General features: G+C 64.5%; 20 protein-coding genes and 1 tRNA gene. 13 read left to right on the forward strand and 8 right to left on the reverse strand.

Annotated features, from left to right (window positions below):
- Positions 1-22 precede the first annotated feature (22 nt).
- On the forward strand, positions 23-1,351 hold the full coding sequence (locus tag AC8GDA_RS02245) for an adenylosuccinate synthase (RefSeq protein ID WP_506556690.1): 1,329 nt from the start codon (positions 23-25) through the stop codon (positions 1,349-1,351).
- 11 nt (positions 1,352-1,362) lie between these two features.
- Here AC8GDA_RS02245 and AC8GDA_RS02250 read toward each other — a convergent pair.
- A tRNA-Leu gene (locus AC8GDA_RS02250) sits at positions 1,363-1,449 on the reverse strand.
- Positions 1,450-1,489: 40 nt separating this feature from the next.
- On the opposite strand from AC8GDA_RS02250, the gene rnr reads away from it, so the two are divergent.
- From rnr to AC8GDA_RS02265, 3 genes are read left to right on the forward strand one after another with little or no spacing between them, the layout of a single operon-like run.
- Positions 1,490-3,772: a ribonuclease R gene (gene rnr / locus AC8GDA_RS02255; RefSeq protein WP_506556691.1), complete on the forward strand. Its 2,283-nt coding sequence runs from the start codon at positions 1,490-1,492 to the stop codon at positions 3,770-3,772.
- A gap of 3 nt (positions 3,773-3,775) precedes the next feature.
- Entirely contained in the window at positions 3,776-4,573 is a 798-nt protein-coding gene (gene rlmB / locus AC8GDA_RS02260) for a 23S rRNA (guanosine(2251)-2'-O)-methyltransferase RlmB (RefSeq protein ID WP_506556692.1), read from the forward strand.
- The gene (locus AC8GDA_RS02265) at positions 4,530-5,420 is read left to right on the forward strand and encodes an NUDIX hydrolase (protein ID WP_506556693.1); all 891 of its coding nucleotides are present in this window, start codon (positions 4,530-4,532) and stop codon (positions 5,418-5,420) included. The genes rlmB and AC8GDA_RS02265 overlap by 44 nt, the downstream gene beginning before the upstream one ends.
- Here the strand turns inward: AC8GDA_RS02265 and AC8GDA_RS02270 are convergent.
- Positions 5,366-6,421 (reverse strand): lytic murein transglycosylase, encoded by a 1,056-nt coding sequence (locus AC8GDA_RS02270; protein ID WP_506556694.1) that lies wholly within the window; start codon positions 6,419-6,421, stop codon positions 5,366-5,368. The genes AC8GDA_RS02265 and AC8GDA_RS02270 overlap by 55 nt on opposite strands.
- 130 nt (positions 6,422-6,551) lie before the next feature.
- Between AC8GDA_RS02270 and rpsP the strand changes: the two genes are divergently transcribed.
- The 6 genes from rpsP to ampE all read left to right on the forward strand — a co-directional run bounded on the left by rpsP (position 6,552) and on the right by ampE (position 10,368).
- Positions 6,552-6,812, forward strand: a complete 261-nt coding sequence (gene rpsP, locus AC8GDA_RS02275) for a 30S ribosomal protein S16 (RefSeq protein WP_506556695.1) — start codon at positions 6,552-6,554, stop codon at positions 6,810-6,812.
- Between the two features lie 169 nt (positions 6,813-6,981).
- Positions 6,982-7,455: a ribosome maturation factor RimM gene (rimM, locus tag AC8GDA_RS02280; RefSeq protein ID WP_506556696.1), complete on the forward strand. Its 474-nt coding sequence runs from the start codon at positions 6,982-6,984 to the stop codon at positions 7,453-7,455.
- Positions 7,452-8,243, forward strand: coding sequence for a tRNA (guanosine(37)-N1)-methyltransferase TrmD (gene trmD, locus AC8GDA_RS02285; protein ID WP_506556697.1), 792 nt, complete (start codon positions 7,452-7,454; stop codon positions 8,241-8,243). The genes rimM and trmD overlap by 4 nt, the downstream gene beginning before the upstream one ends.
- A complete protein-coding gene (gene rplS, locus AC8GDA_RS02290; RefSeq protein WP_506556698.1) occupies positions 8,240-8,653 on the forward strand; it encodes a 50S ribosomal protein L19 in 414 nt (137 codons plus the stop codon). The genes trmD and rplS overlap by 4 nt, the downstream gene beginning before the upstream one ends.
- A 149-nt stretch (positions 8,654-8,802) precedes the next feature.
- Positions 8,803-9,387 (forward strand): NUDIX hydrolase, encoded by a 585-nt coding sequence (locus tag AC8GDA_RS02295; protein WP_506556699.1) that lies wholly within the window; start codon positions 8,803-8,805, stop codon positions 9,385-9,387.
- Between the two features lie 12 nt (positions 9,388-9,399).
- Complete coding sequence (ampE, locus tag AC8GDA_RS02300) at positions 9,400-10,368, forward strand: regulatory signaling modulator protein AmpE (protein ID WP_506556700.1); 969 nt, start codon at positions 9,400-9,402, stop codon at positions 10,366-10,368.
- On the opposite strand, the gene rsgA is transcribed toward ampE, so the two are convergent.
- Both rsgA and AC8GDA_RS02310 read right to left on the reverse strand, forming a co-directional pair.
- A complete protein-coding gene (gene rsgA, locus AC8GDA_RS02305; RefSeq protein WP_506556701.1) occupies positions 10,365-11,264 on the reverse strand; it encodes a ribosome small subunit-dependent GTPase A in 900 nt (299 codons plus the stop codon). The two genes, ampE and rsgA, sit on opposite strands and share 4 nt — an antisense overlap.
- The gene (locus AC8GDA_RS02310; protein ID WP_506556702.1) at positions 11,261-11,551 is read right to left on the reverse strand and encodes a 4a-hydroxytetrahydrobiopterin dehydratase; all 291 of its coding nucleotides are present in this window, start codon (positions 11,549-11,551) and stop codon (positions 11,261-11,263) included. Before AC8GDA_RS02310 ends, rsgA begins: the two co-directional genes overlap by 4 nt.
- Before the next feature lie 36 nt (positions 11,552-11,587).
- On the opposite strand from AC8GDA_RS02310, the gene orn reads away from it, so the two are divergent.
- The gene (gene orn / locus AC8GDA_RS02315) at positions 11,588-12,157 is read left to right on the forward strand and encodes an oligoribonuclease (protein WP_506556703.1); all 570 of its coding nucleotides are present in this window, start codon (positions 11,588-11,590) and stop codon (positions 12,155-12,157) included.
- Here the strand turns inward: orn and AC8GDA_RS02320 are convergent.
- The 4 genes from AC8GDA_RS02320 to trxA all read right to left on the reverse strand — a co-directional run bounded on the left by AC8GDA_RS02320 (position 12,112) and on the right by trxA (position 16,007).
- Positions 12,112-13,905, reverse strand: coding sequence for a hypothetical protein (locus tag AC8GDA_RS02320; RefSeq protein ID WP_506556704.1), 1,794 nt, complete (start codon positions 13,903-13,905; stop codon positions 12,112-12,114). The two genes, orn and AC8GDA_RS02320, sit on opposite strands and share 46 nt — an antisense overlap.
- 10 nt (positions 13,906-13,915) lie before the next feature.
- The gene (locus tag AC8GDA_RS02325) at positions 13,916-14,197 is read right to left on the reverse strand and encodes a type B 50S ribosomal protein L31 (RefSeq protein WP_506556705.1); all 282 of its coding nucleotides are present in this window, start codon (positions 14,195-14,197) and stop codon (positions 13,916-13,918) included.
- Between the two features lie 134 nt (positions 14,198-14,331).
- A complete protein-coding gene (gene rho / locus AC8GDA_RS02330) occupies positions 14,332-15,594 on the reverse strand; it encodes a transcription termination factor Rho (protein ID WP_506556706.1) in 1,263 nt (420 codons plus the stop codon).
- Between the two features lie 86 nt (positions 15,595-15,680).
- Complete coding sequence (gene trxA / locus AC8GDA_RS02335) at positions 15,681-16,007, reverse strand: thioredoxin TrxA (RefSeq protein ID WP_506556707.1); 327 nt, start codon at positions 16,005-16,007, stop codon at positions 15,681-15,683.
- A 124-nt stretch (positions 16,008-16,131) separates the two neighbouring features.
- Between trxA and AC8GDA_RS02340 the strand changes: the two genes are divergently transcribed.
- Both AC8GDA_RS02340 and AC8GDA_RS02345 read left to right on the forward strand, forming a co-directional pair.
- Positions 16,132-18,864 carry a PD-(D/E)XK nuclease family protein gene (locus tag AC8GDA_RS02340; RefSeq protein WP_506556708.1) on the forward strand — a complete coding sequence of 911 codons (2,733 nt, stop codon included), beginning with the start codon at positions 16,132-16,134 and terminating at the stop codon, positions 18,862-18,864.
- On the forward strand, positions 18,864-21,578 hold the full coding sequence (locus AC8GDA_RS02345) for a UvrD-helicase domain-containing protein (protein WP_506556709.1): 2,715 nt from the start codon (positions 18,864-18,866) through the stop codon (positions 21,576-21,578). The genes AC8GDA_RS02340 and AC8GDA_RS02345 overlap by 1 nt, the downstream gene beginning before the upstream one ends.
- The last annotated feature ends 35 nt before the right edge of the window (positions 21,579-21,613 follow it).

Here is a 21,613-nt window from a genome sequence, read left to right on the forward strand (position 1 = left end):
AGAAAGAAGAAGGATGACGGCCATGTCGAATTCGACAACGACCAAGAAGCGAGCGGGCCGCAATGTGGCCATTGTGGGCACCCAGTGGGGCGATGAAGGCAAGGGCAAGATTGTCGACTGGCTCACGGAGGATGTGCAGGGGGTGGTTCGTTTTCAGGGCGGGCACAATGCCGGCCACACCCTGGTGGTCAATGGAAAAAAGACCGTCCTGCGCCTGATTCCGTCGGGCATTCTTCACCCAGGCGTGACCTGCTACATCGGCAATGGCGTGGTGCTCTCGCCCCAGGCCCTGCTCTCCGAGATCGATGAGCTTCAGTCCAGTGGCCTCTCCGTGGAGGCAAGGCTTCGGATCAGCCTGGCCTGCCCACTCATCCTGCCCGTGCATGTTGCATTGGATCAGGCTCGCGAGGCCGCCAAAGGCGAGGGGAAGATTGGCACCACAGGCCGAGGGATTGGCCCGGCCTACGAGGACAAGGTGGCCCGTCGTGCGGTTCGACTCATCGACCTCAAACGTCCCGACCGTCTTCTGGCCCTGCTCGAAGAGAGCCATCGACTTCACAACCATGTCCTGGCTGGTTTTCTGGGGGCTGCCACCGTCTGTCCCAAGGAGACCCATGCCCAGTTGATGGCCCTGGCACCGAGGCTTCTGGCCATGGCGGCCGACGTGCCCGACCTGCTCGATCAGGCGATGAAGGCTGGCCAGCACCTGCTCTTTGAGGGTGCGCAGGGCTCTTTGCTCGACATCGACCACGGCACCTATCCCTTCGTGACCAGCAGCAATTGCGTGGCAGGCGCCGTGGGCGCGGGTGCCGGCATTGGCCCTGGTCAGGTGGACTATGTGCTGGGCCTCACCAAGGCCTATGCCACTCGTGTGGGTTCAGGTCCTTTTCCAACAGAGCAGACCAACGAGATTGGCCAGCACCTGGCTGAAAAGGGAAATGAGTTTGGTTCGGTCACAGGCCGGCCCAGACGCTGTGGCTGGTTCGATGCTGCAGCCCTTCGTCGAGCCATTCAGATCAATGGAGTGTCTGGCCTTTGCATCACCAAGCTCGATGTCTTGGATGGCCTCTCATCGATCTCACTCTGTACAGGCTATGACACGCCCGATGGCCCTGTGGGCGTGCTGCCCTTCGGCGCCGATGCGGTGGAGGCCTGCAAGCCCATTTACGAGACATGGCCGGGCTGGTCGGTGTCGACTGCGGGCATTCGCCGTTGGGAAGATCTGCCACGCGCAGCCCAGGATTATCTGAACCGACTCTCGGAGGTAACCGGCGCACCGATCGCCATGGTCTCCACTGGGCCAGACCGGGACGACACGATTTTGATGGAGCACCCATTCCAGGTCGGCTAAGGGTGCGAGAATGGTGCCCAGAAGAGGACTCGAACCTCCACAGTGTTGCCACCGCTAGGACCTGAACCTAGTGCGTCTACCAATTCCGCCATCTGGGCATTGAACTTCAGGCCGCCCACTTTAACGGGAAAGTCTAATTTGTCAAAACCTCGCAGCGGTCGTCCAGGACGGCCAGATGCAACCCCCTCGACCGAGGGCGGTGATAACACCGAGCCGAGTTTCACAGGACGGCTGATCGGCCACCGAGATGGTTTTGGGTTTGTTCGCCCTGACACCGGGGCCGATGATGTCTTCGTCTCGCCGAGAGAGATGCTCAAGGCGATGCACGGCGATCGCGTGCAGGCGCGTGTGCAGACGACCGACCGGCGTGGCCGGCCAGAGGCTGTCATTCTGGAGGTGCTGGAGCATGCGACACGCCAACTCGTGGGCCGACTGGTCCATGAGCGGGGCATCATTCTGGTGGCCCCTGAAGACCAACGCATCAAGCACGACGTGCTCATTGGTCCATCCGATGTCGGTGGTGCAGAGCCTGGCCAGGTGGTGATGGTGGAGATCGTCGATCCGCCCACGCGCTACACGCCTCCAGTGGGTCGCGTGGTGGAGGTGCTGGGCTCGGTGGACGACCCGGGCATGGAAGTTGAAATCGCCGTTCGCAAGTTCGATGTCCCCCACCGCTTCTCCGAGGCCGCCGAGCGCCTCGCCGAGAAACTCCCAGAGAAGGTCCGAACGGCAGACCTCAAGGGCCGTGTCGACCTGCGCGACGTCGAAATGATGACCATCGACGGAGAGGACGCGCGCGACTTCGACGATGCGGTCTATGCCGAGCCCTTGGGTCGTCGTGGCTGGCGCCTGCTCGTGGCCATCGCCGATGTCAGCCACTATGTTCAGCCAGGTGATGCCCTCGATCGCGATGCCTTTGAGCGGGCCACATCGGTCTACTTCCCGCGTCGGGTGCTCCCGATGCTGCCCGAGAAATTGTCCAATGGACTCTGCTCCCTCAATCCGCAGGTGGAGCGGCTGGCCTTGGTCTGCGACATGGTGGTCTCGCCCGATGGCCTGGTGAAGGCCTACCAGTTCTATGAGGCGGTCATCCTCTCATCGGCCCGCCTGACCTATGACCAGGCCTGGGCGGCCTTGGCCGACCCCGAGGGTGCAGAGGCGCGCGTGCTGGGCCCTCGGCATGGGGTGTTGATGCACCTTCATGCAGTCTTCCAGGCCTTGGTCTCGCAGCGGGAGGCCAGGGGTGCGATCGAACTCGAGACGGTGGAAACCGTCATGAAGACGGATGCCCAGGGTCGCATCGCCAATATTCTTCCGCGACTTCGCAATGACGCCCACCGGCTCATTGAGGAGTGCATGCTTGCAGCCAACACCAGCGCGGCAGACCTTCTCATTCGTCACAAGGCGCTGGGCCTGTTCCGCGTGCATGAGGGCCCGACACCCGAGCGCCTCAAGGCCTTGCGCGAGTTCTTGAAGGTGCAGGGCCTTCGGCTCGGCGGTGGAGAGGACCCGCAGCCCGCCGATTATGCAAGGCTCTCCCGAGAGATTCGCCAGCGCCCCGATGCACGACTGCTTCAAACGTTGTTGCTGCGATCGATGCAGCAGGCCATCTACAGCCCGGACAATGCGGGCCACTTCGGGCTGGCCTATCCTGCCTACACCCACTTCACCTCGCCCATTCGGCGATATCCAGACCTGCTCGTTCACCGTGTGATCAAGTCTGTGCTGACGGGAAAGCCTTATCAGCCCAAGTACGGTGAGGGGGCCGCCCGCGCGACCGACCAGGAACTCATCGACCGCTGGCGCACGATTGGCGATCATTGCTCGGCCTGTGAACGACGGGCGGATGAAGCCTCACGCGATGTAGAGGCCTGGCTCAAGTGCCAGTTCATGAAGGACCGGGTGGGCGAGCAGTTGCCCGGCACGGTCACTGGTGTGGCGCCATTTGGCCTCTTCGTCACGCTGGACAGTCTCTATGTGGAAGGCCTGATCCATGTCTCCGAACTCGGGGGCGAGTACTTCCAGCACAACGAGGTCATCCATGAATTGCGCGGTGAGCGCACCGGGCGGCGCTTCCGCCTCTACGACCCGCTGGTCGTACAGATCTCTCGGGTTGATCTCGACGCCCGACGCATCGAGTTTCGTCTGGTGCCCTCGATGGTGCGTGCGGTCAAGCGCAGCAAGCTGGTCTCGGATGAAGACCTCTCCAATGAAGCCCTGCTGGGTGACGAGGCCACAGATGCCCTGGGCCTGGTCGAGGCTCGCCCGTCCCCACGGAGCAAGTCAGCCCGAGGTGCCAAGGGCGGCAAGGGCGTGCGCGCGGCCGCCACTGCCTTGAAGTCCAAGCCAACGCAGGCCAAGGCGGCCCATCCCAAGGCTGCAAAGGCGGGCAAGCGCTCGGGTCGAAAGCGCCGAGGTTGATCCATGGCTGACACTGAGGAGGCCGTTGCCCTATTGGGCTTTCATGCCGTGCGGGCTCGGCTGCGGGCTGCACCGCAGACGATTGATCGAATTCTCGTGGATGCCCAACGCCGGGATGGCCGGCTCAAGGCGCTCCTCGAGGAGGCCAGGCTGGTGAACTGTCGGGTCACACCCGTGGAGGTGTCTGCCCTGGATGAATGGGCCAAGGGTGAGCGCCATCAGGGCGTGTTGGCCCTGGCCCAGGCGCGCAAGGCCCCAGATGATCTCAAGGGCTTGCTCCAGCAGCTTCGTGCGCAGCCCGCGACAGCGCAAATGATTGTTGCCTTGGATGGCGTGACCGATCCCCACAACCTGGGTGCCATTCTGCGCACGGCAGATGCTGCGGGTGTTCTGGCGGTGATCTCACCCAAGGACCATGGCGCACCGCTCAATGAGGTCGCCGTGAGGGTGTCGGCGGGGGGCTCTGATCGGGTTCCCTATCTGCGTGTGCCCAACCTCGCACGTGCGCTCGAGACCCTCCAGGAGGAGGGGTTTCAGGTGCTGGGGCTCGACTCTGATGTGGGCGCATCGCTTTACGACGTCGACCTCCGTGGCCCGATCGCCTTCGTGCTCGGCGCAGAGGGGTCGGGCCTGCGCCGTCTCACCCGTGAGGGCTGTGATGCCTTGTTGAGCGTGCCGATGGTGGGGTCTGTGGAGAGTTTGAATGTCTCGGTCGCCGCGGGCGTTGTCTTCTTCGAGGCCCTGCGCCAGCGGCGGCTTGCTCCGCGTTCGTCGTCGGATGGGCCTGCAGTCGTCCGCTGAATCGCCACGTCCGACTGGGCCCCTGGGCCTGGCGGGCGAGCAACTGCAGTTGCCCCAGTTCGGCAGCCCACCCACACTTCACGATCTTCACGGCCGTTTTCACCCCTGGTGGCTCATGGACCCAGAGGGCCAGCGCCATTGGATGGGCTGGGCAAGCCCATTGGTGTCGTCATGTCTGCCGGCATCAGCCACTGTGGCCTGGTCGGCATTGGCGTCATGGTCGCTCGAGTTGCGTGAGGTCTTGCGTGGCCAGTCAGACTTCGCCTGGCGAGGCGAGGACCATCGCATGGTGGGGGGCGACGGTCAGATCATCTGGGGCCCCGATGGCCAGCCACTGGGGCTCGAGCGAAGTCTTTTTCGGCCGCTCGGCCTGCTGGCGCAGTCGGTTCAATTGAATGTGCAGGATGCCGACGGAACCCTCTGGGTCGCCCGTCGAAGCCTCTCCAAGGCCATCGACCCAGGCTGCTGGGATGCGGCGGTGGCCGGTGGCCTTCCCCGAGGGGAGTCTCCACGCGAGGCCATGGTGCGCGAGGCCTGGGAGGAGGCTGGTTTATCGCCCGCCTTGGCGGAGCAGGCGCACTTTTGTGGGCCGGTTCGGGCCGTTCGGCTGCTTCCGACGCAGGTCCACCTGGAGCGGGTCTGGACCTTCTCGCTCACGGTGCCCGACGGCTGGGTGCCAGCGCCTCAGGACAGAGAGGTCATGGCCGTCGATCGATGGTCGATGGCATTGGTCTGGCAGGCCTGGCAGGAGGGCCGCTTCAATCACGAGGCGGCGGTGGCCACCGCCACATCTCAAGCACCCTTGGTGCTGAGTGCCTCAGAAAGTGCCAAGACCGAGACCGCGTAAAAGTAGCTTCGGTTGTAGTGCGTGATGGCGAAGAAGTTGGGTGTGGCCATCCAGTAGAGCTGGCCCAGGTCGGGCTCGGGCAGTGCAATCACGCTCGCCGGGGTGTCTGGCGGCAGGCTTGGGGTGTCGTCGATTGCGCCGGCCGCGATGATGTCCCGAACCGTGTGCTCTGCGGTGAGGCCGCTGACGGAAATGCGCCCGATGTCCTCTGGGCGGTCTTGGAGGTCCGACAGGGTTCCCAGGCCCACGTGCGTCTTGAGGCCTGGCACCCAGCCATGCTCGCGCAGGAAGTTCGCCACGGAGCCAATGGCGTCGGCCGGGCTTTGAAGGAGTTGCACCCGTCCATCACCATCGAAGTCGATGGCGTATCGACGCCAACTGCTGGGCATGAACTGCGGGATGCCCAGGGCACCGGCAAAGGAGCCCTTGAGCTGTGAGAGGTTGAGCCCTTGTTCGTGCGAGAGCAGCAGCAGTGCATTGAGCTCATCCCGAAAAAAACTCGAACGACGCTCGTTGAGAAAGCCGAGGGTGGCCAGGGTGTCGAGGGTGGGGAAGCTGCCCATGATGCGGCCGTAACGGGTCTCGATGCCGATGATGCCGGCAATCACTCGAGGTGGTACGCCGAACTGGTCGAATGCGCGCTTGAAGGCCGGCGCATGGAGCCGAAGGAACCGGTTTCCATCTTGAACGAGCTTGGGGTTGAGGCTTCGCTGAATGACTCGGTAGACCGACCGGGCTGGAGCGGGCCCGTCCGAGGGCGGCGGATTGATGAGCCGCAGGGCAGCGTCTTGGGGCTTGGTGTGTTGGAATTGTCGAATGAGCCAGCCCATTTGAATGCCGTGGGCCCGATGGACCTGCTCGAGCTGCGCCATCACGGCGGCCCGGGGAAGCCATTCAGGAAGGTGCAGGCGGGGACGGGCGGTCTTGGGCTTGGCCGGTGTGCTGGCCTTGGCACCAGATGCATCCTGCCCCTTGGCCTGAAGGCCAAGGCCCATGAGCATCAGGCCGGTGAGCCCTTGCAGCAGGTGTCTGCGGCTAATGGCGGGGCTCCTTGTCTTTCGAGCGGTGAGGCTGATAAACTTGAGAGCTTTTCATGGCAATGCCGAGACAATATAAAAGGGATTCAAGATCATGGTCGTAATTCGCCTGGCCCGCGGTGGCTCCCACAAGCGCCCGTTCTATCACGTGGTGGCAACCGATTCGCGCAACCGCCGCGATGGTCGATTCATTGAGCGGCTTGGTTACTTTAACCCGATTGCGCGCGGCAACGACGTTCGCCTGAATTTCGAAATTGCGCGCGTCGACCACTGGCGCAGCAACGGTGCGCAGGTGAGCCCCCGCGTGGCGCAACTGCTTAAAGATTTTGCCGGCCAGGCCACCGCAAAGGCCTAAATCCGCCAAAGGCACTGTCCAGGGCGCCTCGCCCGGCAGTGACCCGGGCGATTCCTTTCTTGCCCGGCGTGTTGCTCGCCTCGTGGAGGCGAGCCTTCAGGGGGCAGTCGCACCTGCCCCAGACCTCCCTCTGTGTGACCCCCCGCCCTCGTTCGTGGCCCTTGGCCTGTTGCTCGCGCCAATTGGCCTCAAGGGCGCCCTGCGGATGAAAGCGTTTCATGCGGGCGATCCGCGCACCTCGGCCTTGATGCACCTTGAAGAGGCCGTCCTTCGAATGCCCGATGGCAGCCATCGGCGGGCCACAGTGGACTCGGTCGAGCCCAATGGCAAAGACTTCCGAATTCAACTCCGCACAGTCGACACGCCCGAGATGGCCCAGCGCCATGTGCGGGCTGAGATTGGTGTGCCGAGGCAGGCCCTGCCCGAGGCGGCGCCCGATGAGACCTACTGGACAGACCTGCTGGGCTGCCGAGTCTTGAATCGCAGTGGCACGCTACTGGGTGAGGTCGATCGCATGGACACCAACGGCGTCCACGATTGGCTGATCGTTGGCCGGCATTGGATTCCCTTTGTCGAGGCCTATGTGGATGATGTCGACCTTCCCAGTCGCACGGTGCGGGTGGATTGGCAGGCCGACTGGTGACGAACGCCATCGTTCGATTCGATGTGGTCACGCTCTTTCCTGAGTTCGTTCAGGCCTGGGCGTCCTCCGGTGTGTGTGGCCGGGCAGTCTCTCGGGGGCTTGTGGATGTCTCGCTCTGCAATCCCCGGCAGTTCACCTCCGACGTACACCAGACCGTGGACGACCGACCCTACGGGGGTGGCCCCGGCATGGTCATGATGGCCGAACCACTCCGGGACGCCGTGGTCGCCTGTCAGTCGGCAGCGCTCGCCGCAGGTTGGGCGGTCGGCCCCGTTGTCTTGTTCTCCCCGGTGGGGCGTCCATTGCACCAGGATTGGGTCGAGGCGGCACTGGCGCCTGTTCGAGACGGCCATGCGCGACGCCAGTGGACCTTGGTCTGTGGCCGCTACGAGGGCATCGATCAGCGGTTCATCGATCAGTTCGTCGATGAGGAGATCAGCCTGGGCGACTTCGTGGTCTCAGGGGGGGAAATTCCCGCCATGGCCCTCATGGATGCCCTGACCCGGCGCCTGCCGGGGGTGCTGGGCGATGACGCCTCCTCGGCCCAGGATTCCTTCATGGCCGGCCTGCTGGACCACCCCCATTACACCCGCCCAGAGACCTTTGAGGGCCAGTCGGTGCCCGAGGTGCTTTTATCCGGACATCATGGCAAAATAGCGGATTGGCGTGCTGCGCAGGCCACCCGACTCACCCAATTGAAGCGGCCCGATTTGCTGGCCGATGAAATGGAGAAGCCGGGCGAGTCGATCACTTCACCGCGCGCAGCCCAGGAGAAAAGAACACCATGAACATCATTGATCAAATCGAACAAGAAGAAATTGCACGTCTTGCGAAAGACATTCCTGCCTTTGCCCCTGGCGACACCGTGGTGGTGAGCGTGAGCGTGGTCGAGGGCACCCGCAAGCGGCTTCAGGCCTACGAAGGCGTGGTGATTGCCAAGCGCAACCGCGGCCTCAACTCCTCGTTTATCGTGCGCAAGATTTCGGCCGGAGAGGGTGTGGAGCGTACGTTCCAGCTCTACTCGCCGCTGATCGCGAAGATCGAGGTCAAACGTCGCGGAGACGTTCGCCGGGCCAAGCTCTATTACCTGCGCAACCGCTCGGGCAAGTCAGCCCGTATCCGCGAGAAGCTCCCCGCACGTCGCTCACCGCGTGAGGTTGCAGAGGCGCACGAGGCGTCCCAGGAGTCTCAGGCCTGACACCTCGGTTCGATCCCGAGGCCTCTGAGCCCCGGCCCTTCGAGCCGGGGCAACCCATCCCAGCGTCTGAGCTCCGATCAGACAACATTGCCCGGTGGTGTCGGCTTGCAAAAGCCAACGCACCGGGCTTTCCCATTTGGCAGCCCGAGGTGCTCGCCGATCGGCGTGAGCCCCCTGACGGCGCCACCGAGTGGCGCGCTGCGGCCGTGCTCATGGGGCTTCGTGCCACGGTGGAGCCCGACACCGGCCTGCCGGGCTGCAGCCTGGTGCTCACGAGGCGTCTGCCCAGTCTGAAACACCACCCAGGACAGATCAGCCTTCCCGGGGGCGCCTGCGAGCCGAGCGATGGCTCGCCAGAAATGACGGCATGCCGAGAGGCCGAGGAAGAGATTGGCCTGCCCCGTGACCATATCGAGCCACTCTTTCAACTGCCTGTGTATCGCACCGTGACGGGTTTTGAGGTCACCCCCGTCATTGGCCTGTTGCCGCAGGCCTGCGTCTATCGCCCCGACCCCAGAGAGGTGGCCCAGGTCTTCGAGGTGCCGATGTCCTTTCTCATGAACCCGCGTCATCATCAGCGCCGGGGGCTCAGGATAGAATCAGGGCCTATCGAGTTCTTTGCCATGCCCTACGAGCAGCATTTCATCTGGGGCGCCACCGCAGCCATGCTTCGCAACCTGTATCACTTTTTTTATGCAACCTGGAACCAGTCTGATCACTCGTCCATCCGCTGAGGGCCTCTTGTCATGACCTTGCTGAGCCTCCTGGTGGCCCTGCTTCTCGAGCAGGTGCGGCCCATTCGTCAGGCCAATTGGATCCAGTCCTGGGTGGTCGGAAAACTCGAGGAAGTCCGTGGCCTCGTCGACCCCAACGGCCCGCGCTCCATCTGGGCGGCCTGGCTGCTGGTCGTTGCAGGCTCGGCCATCTTTGGCCTGGTGGTGGGCCGCGTCCTGGGCTTTGTGCACCCATTGCTCGAGTTGCTCTTTGCGGTGGGTGTCCTGTATCTCACCCTTGGCTTTCGGCAGTTTAGCCATCGATTCCACGACATTCAGGCGGCGTTGCGGGCCGACGACCTCCCCGAGGCCCGGCGTCTGTTGTCGCTCTGGACCATCGACATGCATGCCGACCCGGTGGCCCGTGCGGCGGCAGAGTCTGGAGACGAGTCTGCCGTGGTGCGGGAGTCGATTCGGCTGGCCTTGGTCTCGGCCCAACGGCATGTCTTCGGTCTCATTTTCTGGTTCGTCGTGCTGCCTGGCGTATCGGGAGCCCTGGCCTATTGGCTCACGGTGCAGATGCTGCGGGCCTGGGGTGAAGACACCGCCGACCTGTTCGGCCAGACAGCCCGCGCAGCCTACCGATGGGTGGACTGGCTGCCGGTGCGGGTCACGGCCATGATCTTCGCCGTGGTGGGCAACTTTGAAGACTCCGTTGCCATGTGGCGTGCCCGCGCAGTGGGATCGCCGATGCTGTCCGACGACACCGATCGCGTACTCGTTGCCTCGGGTGCTGGGGCCATTGGTGTGCGGCTCACCATTCCAGATGCACCCACGGGCTCCGACGACTATGAGTCGTATGCCGACGGCGTGTCTACAGAACCAGAGCTTCGTGAGGCCAGCATTTACAGCATGAACTCGGCGGTGGGCCTGGTCTGGCGAGCGGTGATCATCTGGTTCTTCCTGGTGCTGCTCTTCTACCTCGGCCGCTGGCTGAGTTAATGGGCCAGGCGCTCGCGCTCGAGCGCCGTCAGCAGGCCTTCCCATTGTTCTAATCTCGCGCCCAGGCCATGCGCCGAAGCGGCCTCGCGAATGGGGCAGCCGGGCTCATGGCGGTGGCTGCAGTTGGCGTAACGGCAGGCACCGTCCTGCGCCAGAATCGTCTGAAACTCGGGAAAGAGCCCCACGAGGTCGTCCTGCTCGAGGTGGCCGATCCCAAACTTTTGAAATCCTGGCGTATCGATGATGCGCCCGCCCGCCCACTGGTAAGCCTGGCTGCTGGTGGTGGTGTGGCGGCCGGTCTGCAGGGCCTCGGAAATGGCCTGGGTCTGGGCCTGGGCCGAGGGAACGAGCCGATTGAGCAGGCTGCTCTTGCCCATGCCGGACTGCCCCATGAGGGCCACCGAAAGCCGCTCCCCCGGGAATGCATTTGAGATCTTCGCCATCAGACCATCGAGCCCGCCCGCCTGAATGTGTGTCTCCACAACCGGCCAGGGGCAGTCCATGCCCTGCGGCATGAGGGCCTGGAGCTGGGCCCTGGCCACAGCGGCCCCTTCGGCCTGGTCTGTCTTGTTGAGCAGCACCCAGGTTGGAATGCGCTGGCTCATGAGACTGGCCAACACGCGCAGCAGAATGTCCGGCGAAAAGATTGGGTGACCACTGACCACGACCCAGGCCAGGTCGATATTGGCCGCAAGGCGTTTGGCCTTGTCACCCTCTTGGCGCAGCAGGGTGTTGGTCCGAGGGCCGATCGACTCCACCGTGGGTGGACTGTGCGTGCGATTGAGCGCCACGAGATCGTTGGTCAGTGGCGTGAGGCCACGGCCGCGAAGGTGACAGAGGTGACGGGATCCGTCGTCTGTCTCGACCCAGGCCTGCCGGCCATGGCAGCTGATCACACGAGCAGTGTCAGGATGCGGTCCGCGCACTCGAAGTCTTTGGTGGTGATGCCCTGCTGGTCATGGCTTCGGAGCGACACACGCAGGCTGCTGTAGCCAAAGCAGATGTCGGGATGATGGTCGAGTTCGATGGCCAATGCAGCAATGGACTGAACCCAGCCACAGATGACCTCATAGGCCACGGAATGCCGCTCAAGGACGAGGCTGCCATCCACATAGGCCCATTGGGGCCGTCGTTCAAGGGCCTCGAGAATCTCGTGGTCGCGAAGAGGGGTGCTGGCGTTCACGGGAAGATCATGTCACAACCGTGCGATCATCCGCGAATGGCCCAAGTGCAAAATGAGAATCACCTGGTCTGGGTGGACATGGAGATGAGTGGGCTTGATCCACTCACCAATCGAATTCTGGAGGTGGCCGTGGTGGTCACGACATCCGATCTCTGCCTTGTGGCAGAGGCCCCGGTGCTTGTGATTCATCAGATCGATGCCCACCTCGATGCCATGGATGACTGGAATAAGGGCACCCATGGTCGGTCGGGTCTGATCGACCGTGTGAAGGCCTCTGTCCTCACCGAGGAGGAGGCTGAAGTCCAGCTCCTGGCCTTCCTGGCTGAGCATGTGCCTGCGGGGAAGTCCCCTCTATGTGGCAACAGTGTCCACCAGGACCGTCGCTTCATGCATCGCTACATGCCAGCCTTTGAGGCCTTCTTTCACTATCGCAACCTGGATGTCAGCACGCTCAAGGAGCTCTGCCGTCGTTGGCGTCCGGAGGTCTACAAGGGCTTTGTGAAGAAGGGTGCCCACACGGCCTTGGCCGATGTGCTGGAGTCGATCGAGGAGTTGCGCTATTACCGAAGCAACTTCTTGGGCTTGTCGGTCAGCAGCAGCACATAGCGTTCACGGCTGTCTCGGTCGGTGGCCCGACTGCCCGACCAGAGCACCGTGTCATCGGGTGCGGCCGGTGTGGTCCGGACGGTGAGCGGGCAGGCTGCCGAGGCTGTGCCGATGCGAGACGACACGGTGGCCAGCACGAGCAGCCGAGCGGAGGTGTCGCCTTCGGGTACGGAGATGCAGGCCCTGGCATCCGATGCCTGGTAGCCCAGCCGGACCCAGGCGGCAGAGACTGCCGCATTGAGTTCATCAGAGACGGGCCGATGGCCGCGATTGATTTCCAGGGCAGGCATCCAGAGGGTCATCATGAGAATCCAGGCCAGGCCAAGCCCGCCGGAGGTCAGGGCCACGGGCCGCCAGAGCTGCTGTCCGGTGCGACGAATGCGCCAGATCACGAGGCTCACCCAAAGGCCACTTACTGCTGTGCCAAAGAGCACCTCTGCGGCGCTGGGCTCTGCTCGGGCCAGGCCAGGGGCAAAGTAGTCCAGTCTGCTGGCCAGGTTCTCTGGGAACTGAAAGACCATGGCAGACCAGTAAAGCCAGATGAGCAGACCCAGGGCCGAAAAGACCACCACGGCAAACCAGTCGAGCAGGCTGGTCAGGCTGCGGGGGATGGAGAGCAGGCCGAAGGCGGCCAGGGCTGCCAGGCTGGCCACCGGCAGCAGGCGGCCAGGCTCGGACAAGCCCAGGCCAGTGACACCCACTGCGACCTGCATCGCCAGCAGGATGAGCAATGTCTGAATGTGTGCGAGGGCGAGCAGTCCATGCCGCTTGGCCTGGATGATGAGGACCAATGCAATCGGCCAGAGCGGCCACCAGGTCCAGGCCCAGGTGTTCATGGCGCGCCAGAGCGACTGTGTATTCGACCAGACCTGGGCATCCCACCAGAGGCTTGTTCGCTCCGCGCCATCGACTGCCAGCGCCGCCGCCGTCCAGGCCAGGAGCAAGGCCAGGAGCACCAGGCCCCCCGCCACCAGGAGATCGCGCCGAACCAGGCGGATGGGATGGACCAACCAGGCCAGCGCAAGAACGGCCAGGCCATGGGCCAGCGCCGTCTCCAGGCCGTCGGTGAGCAGGAGGGCTGCGAGCAGCAGTCCGATCAAACGGCCCGCATGGGTTGGACGCTCTGGGGCGATGGCAATCGCCCAGATGAGCGAGGCCTGCAGGAAGAAACTGAGGCTGGCCGGGCCGGCCTCATGCCAGCGGGTGGCTGTGCCCAGGCAGGCCAATGCCAGCAACACGGCGCAGTCGCCGAGCGTTCTGCCATAAGCGCTGGCATCTGGCCCAATGCCCAGGGGGTCGATGGGCCGTGCCTCCCGGCGAAGGGCCAGGCGCATGGTGCCGCGCCAGAGCGCGTAAAGGCCTAGGACCAGCCAGCCCGCCTGCACCAGCCGCACCAGGTCGTCGAGCACGGTGGGTGACAAACCTCGGCCCAGCAGGGCCATGTGCAGGGCCTCGAAGGGGAGAATCAGAAGGGCTGCCAGCCATGCCGCCAGTGGGCCATACCGAAGGTGAAGGTCGCCCGCCAGGTCGGGCAACAGAGACAGCCCACCCGCGCCGGTCAGGCCATCGAGCACGCTTCTGGAGAGGGCCACCCCAAGGATGTCATCGCCGCGCCAGGGGCCATGGCCAAACAGCCCCGTGAGGGCATAGACGGTGATGAGACTGAGGAGGAGCCAGCCCCGGATGGGGCGTGCAGCACTGGCTGCGAGACCGGGGAGTGGCCTTGCCTCTCCCCAGCGCGCCAGCAAGTCGCGAAGCTTAAGCCTTGGGGCCGGAACTCGATCCGCCCGTGCCACGCTTGGAACCGAACTTCTGACGGAATTTCTCGACGCGGCCTGCCGTGTCCATCATCTTCTGGGTGCCGGTGTAGAAGGGGTGGGATTCCGAGCTGGTGTCGAGCTTGTAGAGCGGGTACTCCTTGCCATCCTTCCACTTGATGGTCTCGCGGGTTTGGACCGTGGAGCGGGTGACAAAGCTGAAGTCGTTCGACATGTCGACAAACACGACTTCACGGTAGTTGGGGTGGATGCCCTCTTTCATGGTCTTCTCTTTTTCTAAGTTGCAGCCGATATCGGGTGAGGCCCGATCCCGATCCCGACCCGTATCGCGGTCCGTATCAGTCAGGCCATTCACACGACCGTTCTGCCGGTGGATGAATAACCCGGCATTCTACCTCAGCTGCCGCGTTTCATCATGTCAAAGAATTCGCCGTTGTTCTTGGTCTGGCGGATCTTGTCGAGCAGGAATTCCATGGCCTGGATTTCGTCCATGTCGTGTAGGAGTTTGCGAAGGATCCAGATCTTCTGAAGCAGCTCTGGCTTGATGAGGAGTTCCTCTTTTCGGGTGCCGGAGCGGTTGATGTTGATGGCCGGATACACCCGCTTCTCAGCCAGGCGGCGCTCCAGGTGCACCTCCATGTTGCCCGTGCCCTTGAATTCTTCGTAGATGACTTCATCCATGCGTGAGCCGGTTTCGATCAGGGCCGTGGCAATGATGGTGAGGGAGCCGCCCTCTTCGATGTTCCGAGCCGCGCCAAAGAAGCGTTTGGGTCGGTGCAGGGCGTTGGCGTCCACACCACCGGTGAGCACCTTTCCTGAGGTGGGCACCACCGTGTTGTAGGCGCGGGCCAGCCGCGTGATGGAGTCGAGCAGGATCACGACGTCCTTCTTGTGCTCCACCAGTCGCTTGGCCTTCTCGATGACCATCTCGGCCACCTGAACATGGCGTGTGGCGGGCTCATCGAAGGTCGAGGCCACGACTTCACCGCGCACAGAGCGCTGCATCTCGGTGACCTCCTCGGGCCGCTCGTCGATGAGCAGCACAATGAGCACGACCTCGGGATGGTTGGTGGTGATGGCATGGGCAATCGTCTGCATCATCACCGTCTTGCCGCTCTTGGGCGAGGCCACCAGCAGGCCGCGCTGCCCTTTTCCGATGGGCGAGACCATGTCGATGATGCGCCCGGTGATGTTCTCTTCGCCCTTCATGTCTCGCTCAAGACGAATGGGCTCGTCCGGGAAGAGGGGCGTGAGGTTTTCAAAAAGAATCTTGTTCTTCGAGGCCTCCGGCGGCTGGCCGTTGATCCGATCGACCTTCACCAGTGCGAAGTAGCGCTCGCCGTCTTTGGGGGTGCGAACCTCGCCCTCCACCGAGTCGCCGGTGTGCAGGTTGAAGCGGCGAATCTGGGACGGTGACAGGTAGATGTCGTCGGTGCTCGCCAGGTAAGACGCCTCGGGCGACCTGAGGAAGCCAAACCCGTCGGGCAGGACCTCCAGGACACCGTCGCCAAAGATCTGCTCGCCGGTCTTGGCCTTTTTCTTGAGGATGGCGAACATCAACTCCTGCTTGCGCAGGCGACTGGCATTCTCGATTTCGAGGGAGCCAGCAAGTTCAACCAACTGGGTGACGGGGAGTGCTTTGAGTTCGGAGAGGTACATGTCGCGGAGGGAGGGCTTCTAGGTGGGGAGGGCGGTGAGGGGGGGGGCGGCCCAGCAGGGGTGCTGGGCCGATGAAACGGAGTTGCTTAGAGGTGGCTGTCGATCCAGGCGGTGAGCTGTGACTTGGCGGCTGCGCCAACCTTTTGGGCCACCACGGCACCGTTCTTGAACAGAATCATGGTGGGGATGCCTCGGATGCCGTGCTTGGCAGGGACCGCGGTGTTCTCGTCTACATTGATCTTGGCCACCACCAGTCGGCCGGCATAGTCTGCGCCGATCTCTTCCAGGATGGGGGCCACCATCTTGCAGGGGCCACACCATTCGGCCCAGAAGTCGATGAGAACGGGGAGGTCGGATTTCAGGACATCTGCCTCGAAGCTGGCATCGGTCACGGCTTTAACGTTTTGGCTCATGGGTTGTTCAACAGGTGGTGAAGGGTTGAGGTTGTGTTTGATCGGAGGGTCAGGCACCGGGCGGCGCGAGGCGGGATCAAAGACTGATCCGCAAATTGATCAGCGCTCAGAATAGCATAGGGCCATGCACGCTGCTCAAACGGCCATTCAACAACTCGCAGTTGCGCTGGGCCACTGGCGAGACCTGGCAGCGCACCCCAGCCAGCACCGCTCGATGGATGCGGTCTGCCTGGATGCCGCGGTTCATCGCATCGCCCAGGCCCCGTGCCCGGGCCACGTGGCGGTGGTGAGTGCAAGCCCGCCATTGCTCCAGGCCATCCGCCGCAGGCTCGCCCTGGGCCGAGGGGCCGTGTCCTCGGCCAGTCTGGGCATTGCACCCTGGCCACTGCCGGCCTGCCTCAGCATCGACGACAGCCTGGAACAGGCCATCATTCGACGGGCCTCCGGCTCGGCCGATGTGCCCCGCACCCAGCAGGCGCGCGTTTCCGAGTTGGCCAGCGCGGTGGCCAACTCACCGGTGCTGTCGGCAGGCCTGGCACCCACGGCACGGTCTGCCTGGCAGTTGGCCTCAGAATGGGCCGCGCTCTTCAACCGATGGGATTGGCTCATGGCGGCCTGGTCACTGGGCGGTGAGCCCGATGCACAGCCCGTCGACCTCTCCGACGTCTCCCTGCTGGCCACCCTCTACGAGGCCTGTTGGGATGACAACGACCCGGCAACCTGGTTTGCATCGCACCCGCCGCGAGCGGATGAAGCCCAAGACATCCTCTGGTGCGGGGTTCACCCCGCCGATCCGCTCGACCACGCCCGGCTGGCAGTGGCCTGGCCCGGTCGCTGGCAGGCGGTGGCCGTGGAGCCCAATCAACAGGCAGGCCTGCTCGCAGTGGCCTGGCCCGACATCCAAGACCTTAAGGCTGGGCGGTCACCGCAGCCGGCCGACTGGGACCCACCCGCCTTGCGCAGCCAACACTTGTCGGCATCCCTGGAAGCGGGCGCATTCACGCTCGACTGCACGTGCCTGGAGGGTGCCCGCATGGAGGCCTGCGCGGGCCTTGCCGTCGAGACTTTGCTGGCCTGGTTGCGCGAGGGGCGGGCAGATTTGGGTGTGGTCCCTGCAGACCGACAAATGGCTCGGCGTGTGGCGGCGGGCTTGTCAGCCCATGGCATCTTCATCGACGACCTCTCCGGCTGGTCACTCGACACCACCCTGGCCGCCACGGCCTTCGATGGCTGGCTCGACCTTCTCCTTCACCGCATCACGCGCGATCGTTTCCTGGGCTGGGTGCAGAGCCCTCTGGTCATCGCAGCCCTTGAGCGCACTGGGCTCATGCAGGCCGATGCTGCCGAGGCCATCGACCGTCGACTGCGCCGCCAGCCATCTGGCCGTTTGAACCTAGATGCCGTCTGTCCAGCGCTGAGCACCCCTTGCAGGCGCTGGTCTGCGGCGTTGGCCCAGGCGGGCACCATGGGTGCCTGGCTGGCCTGCATTCAAGACAGCCTGCGCGAGACGGGTCTGGAGGCGGTGCTGCTGGAGGACGCCGCCGGCTTGCGCCTGATCAGCGGCATGGCTGAGTTGGCGGTGGCCTTGTCCGATGAGCCGGTCACCGTGGCCAACACCCAGGCGGCCCTGGCCGACACGCTTCGTCAGGCTCGGCTGCCCATCCGCGCCGACGGCGCCTCCATTCGAATGCTCAGCCTGGCGGAGGCGGCCCTCTCCGAGATCGACGGCCTCGTGCTCCTCGGGGCCTCCGATGGTCGTTTCCCAGCACGGCCACCCAATCGCCTTGTCACCCGCAGTCGGCGAGACCTTCTTTTTTGCCTGCCTGCGCAAGCCCTCGAGCAGGCCCGATTCGTCTCGAACCTGGCCGAGGTGCTGGCCTGCGGCGTGCCCGTGGTGGCCATTGCCCAGCGGGATGCGGAAGACCAGCCCGCCACCTGGGCCAGTTGTCTGGCGCGGCTCCACCTGGTGGCACCGAGCACACGGCCCCGCCTGGCACACCCGCTGGCTGCAACGCGCTTGCTGCCTCTGCCACCGCCCGCGCCACCGGCAGTGATGCTTGCAGGCCTGCCCTCGGAGGTCAGTGTCTCGACCCTCCAGTCGCTGGCGAGTTGTCCGTATCGGTTTCATTGGCAGGCCGTGCTGGGCCTGTCGTCGTTGTCGCCGCTCAAAGATCTCTCGGGGCCACCCGACCTTGGACTTCTTTTGCATCGGCTCTCTGAGGCGGTGGGAGATCCGGCCATGCAGGCACCGCGCCATCCCGAGGCGGCCTTGCCGCAGGCTTGGTCCGATTGGCTCGAGGCCACGCTGCGCAGCATGGCCCAGGGCCGAGGCTGGTCGGCAGACCTTCTCGCGCAGGCCCGGCCACTGCTCCCCGGGTTCGCGCAATGGCTCGCCGAGACGGCCTGCAGCCACAACCTCGTGGGCCTGGAACAGGAGTGGATTGCAGACCTTCCCAAGAGTCGCGTGCGCCTGCGAGGCCGCTCCGACCGCCTCGATGCCCACCAGGATACGGGCGGGCTGCGGCTGGTGGATCTCAAGATCACATCGGCCGACACACTGCGTGCTCGGCTGCGACGCGACAGCGGCGCCCTGCAGATCGAGGCCTACAGCTGGCTGTTGGAGGCTGCTGGCATGGGCCGGCCAGAGGAGCAGGGCTGTTTGAGCGTCTCCTGGTCGGGGGCCCGTTGGGTGGCCTGCGACCATCAGCCCGAGCTCATGGCCACGGCGGACAAAGCCCTGGCTCGGCTCGCGCAGGGGGAGCCTGTGCGGGCGCTCGCCGGCGAGGGCGATGGCACCGACTGCGAATACTGCCCCGCAAAGGGCTGCTGTCGAGTGCAAGACTGGGGCGCTGTCTGATGGACACCCAACTGGCCACAAATCCCATGCGATCGGTGGTGGTCGAGGCGTGTGCCGGCAGTGGCAAGACCTGGCTGCTCACCGCCCGGGTGGTTCGGGCGCTGCTGGAAGGGGCCTCGCCCGGCGGAATTCTGGCACTCACCTTCACCGACAAGGCGGCCGCAGAAATGCGCAGCCGCATTCGCGAGGCCTTGTTGTCGCTGTGTCACCTGCCATCAGAAAGGCTGCGTCTTGTGCTCTCAGACTATGGCCTCTCGGGAGAGGCCCTCGAGCGGGCCATGGCCTCGGCACCCCGGGCCTACGAGCTGTTGTTGGTGGCCGATCAGCAGCCCACGATTGGCACCTTTCACGCGTGGTATGCGCAGCTGCTCTCTTATGCACCCTCGCCCATGGCCAGCCTGGCCACCCTCGGGCTGGCGCCTTACCCCAGCATGGTGAGGGCCGAGGCCTGGGCCAGTTTCGTGGCCACCACGGCCGCCGATCCCACACACCCGCTGGCGCAATTGGCCGAGCACCTCGGCTTTGACACCGCCCGGCAGGCGGTGCTCAGCGCGGCAGCAGACTGGCGAGCCGCCTTGCAGGCCGATGCAGACCCCAGTGGGGAAGACCTCCTCACCGCCAGGGCCCAGGCCAATGAAGACTTGGCGAGATGGGTGTCGCAGACTGCACACACCGCCGAAGCATTGGCGCCTTTCTTTCAAGAACTGCCCAAGCGAGACGCGCATGCACAGGCGCTTGCGGCCTGGCGCCAGTCCGATGCCCGAGCCCTCGCAACACTCTTCTTGCGAGACGCCACGGAGGGTCAGGCGCGTCAGATCATCAAGCATCGGTTCGTGCGCAAGGCCGATCGAACCGCCTGGGGCCCTCAGGCCATCGACATCGAGCAGGGCATTGTCCGGCTGGTGGAGGCCCTCAATGAGGCCCTGGAGCAGGCTGATCGCCGCATTCAGGTGGCCCGCCATCGCATGCTGTGCCGGGCCAGTTTGGACTGGCAAGACCACTGGGCGGGCTGGGTGGCTCGCACCGGGGAGACTGACTACGACGGCCTCGAGGCAGCCGTGGTGCGGCTCATGGCCTCCGAGGAGGCCCCCGCGTTGTTGAGCCGGCTCGACTGCCGTTACGAGCAGATCTTGGTCGATGAGTTCCAAGACACCAACCCCGTGCAATGGGGCTTGCTGCGAGCCTGGCTTGAGCCGCATGTGGGGGCAGAGGGTGTCATGCCCGGTGCGCCGAAGGTCTTCATGGTGGGCGACCCGAAGCAGTCCATTTACCGGTTCCGAGGCGCAGACCCGAAGGTCTTCATCGCGGCGCGCGAGTGGCTGGTTGCGCACTACCGTGCGGCCTGCATCGAGACGGACACCACACGTCGGTGCGCACCGGAGGTGGTGAACTTCATGAACCGCGCATTGCCCGACTGGGGTGGCAGCCGCTATCGCGCCCACAGCAGCCACCCATCAGCCCTGCCGGGCTGTGTGGCCCACCTGCCCATGCCCAGTCTCGAATCCTCCGCCGAGGCGGAGGCCGACAGGGGCAACGATGAGGACACTGAGGGGGGCAGCGAAGGGGCCACCGAAGGGGGAAACGACGAGACGCGTGATTGGCTCGCCTCGCCCGAGCGGCCCCGCATGGCGTCCGCCTGGCGGGCCGAGGGCCTGCGCATCGCCGATGCCATCTTGGCCTGCCGGGCGGCCAATCCCTGGCTCGATTGGAGTGGCATTCGCATCCTCACCCGCAGCCGCACCCACATGGCGGCCTATGAAGAGGCCTTGTCCCTGCACGGCATCCCGCATCAGAGCGACCGGCGCGGCGGGCTGCTCGAGCAGTCGGAGGTGCAAGACATCCTCGCCTTGTGTCGTTGGCTGGCGCACCCCTGGTCGAATGCAGACCTGGCCCATGTGCTGCGCTCGCCATTTTTCTCTGTCACGGATGCGAGCCTGCTGCACCTGGCCGCCATGGCCCAGCGCGGTGGCCATCCCTGGTGGGAGACCCTCCAGGCCGTGCCCGCCGTCACAGATCCATGCCTCGACGGCGTGGCCGCTCGCCTTTGCACCTGGCGCAGCTGGATGTCCACCCTGCCTGTTCACGACCTCCTCGACCGCATCCTCACGGATGCGGGCCTTTGGAATCGGCTGCTGGCCTATGGGCCTCAGCGCGTTGAACAGGTGCGGGCCAACATCGAGAGCCTCTTGGCGCTCTCGCTGGAGTGGGATGCTGGCCGCTCCCCAAGCCTTGCCCGGTTCGTGCAGGACATGTCGGCCCTCCTGGCCCGTGCCGACCAAGAGGCCCCCGCAGTGGTGCAGGCGAGCTGCGGCCCCTCTGCCGTTCAAATCCAAACCCTGCATGCAGCCAAAGGGCTCGAGGCCGACCTCATCATCCTGGCGGGCCTCACCGATGTCGGCGGCCAGGACAAGGGCATCCATTGGCTCGCCGAGTTCACGGCCGACCGCTCTCAGCTCGTGGGCGTCTCCACCTGGCGCAAGGGCGATGCCAACACGCCGGGGGTGTTACATCGGCGCGAGGAGCAGTTGGGCCTGGCCCAAGAGGAGGCCTTCAACCTCTTTTATGTGGCCATCACGCGGGCGCGTCGCATGCTGCTCTTGAGTGCTGCCAAGGCCTCGGAGTCGCACTGGTTTGGCCGGGTGATCACCCAGTGCGATGCCTGGACGGGCAAGGCCCCAGTGCTGCCACCCCCGTCGTCGGGAAGGCCGGCATGACCACACCCGACTCGCTCCCCATTCGGCTGGGCCAG

Origin of the sequence: Hahnella aquatica (SeqCode) (genome assembly GCF_965194505.1) — a bacterium.
GTDB classification, from domain to species: domain Bacteria; phylum Pseudomonadota; class Gammaproteobacteria; order Burkholderiales; family Burkholderiaceae_A; genus Hahnella; species Hahnella aquatica.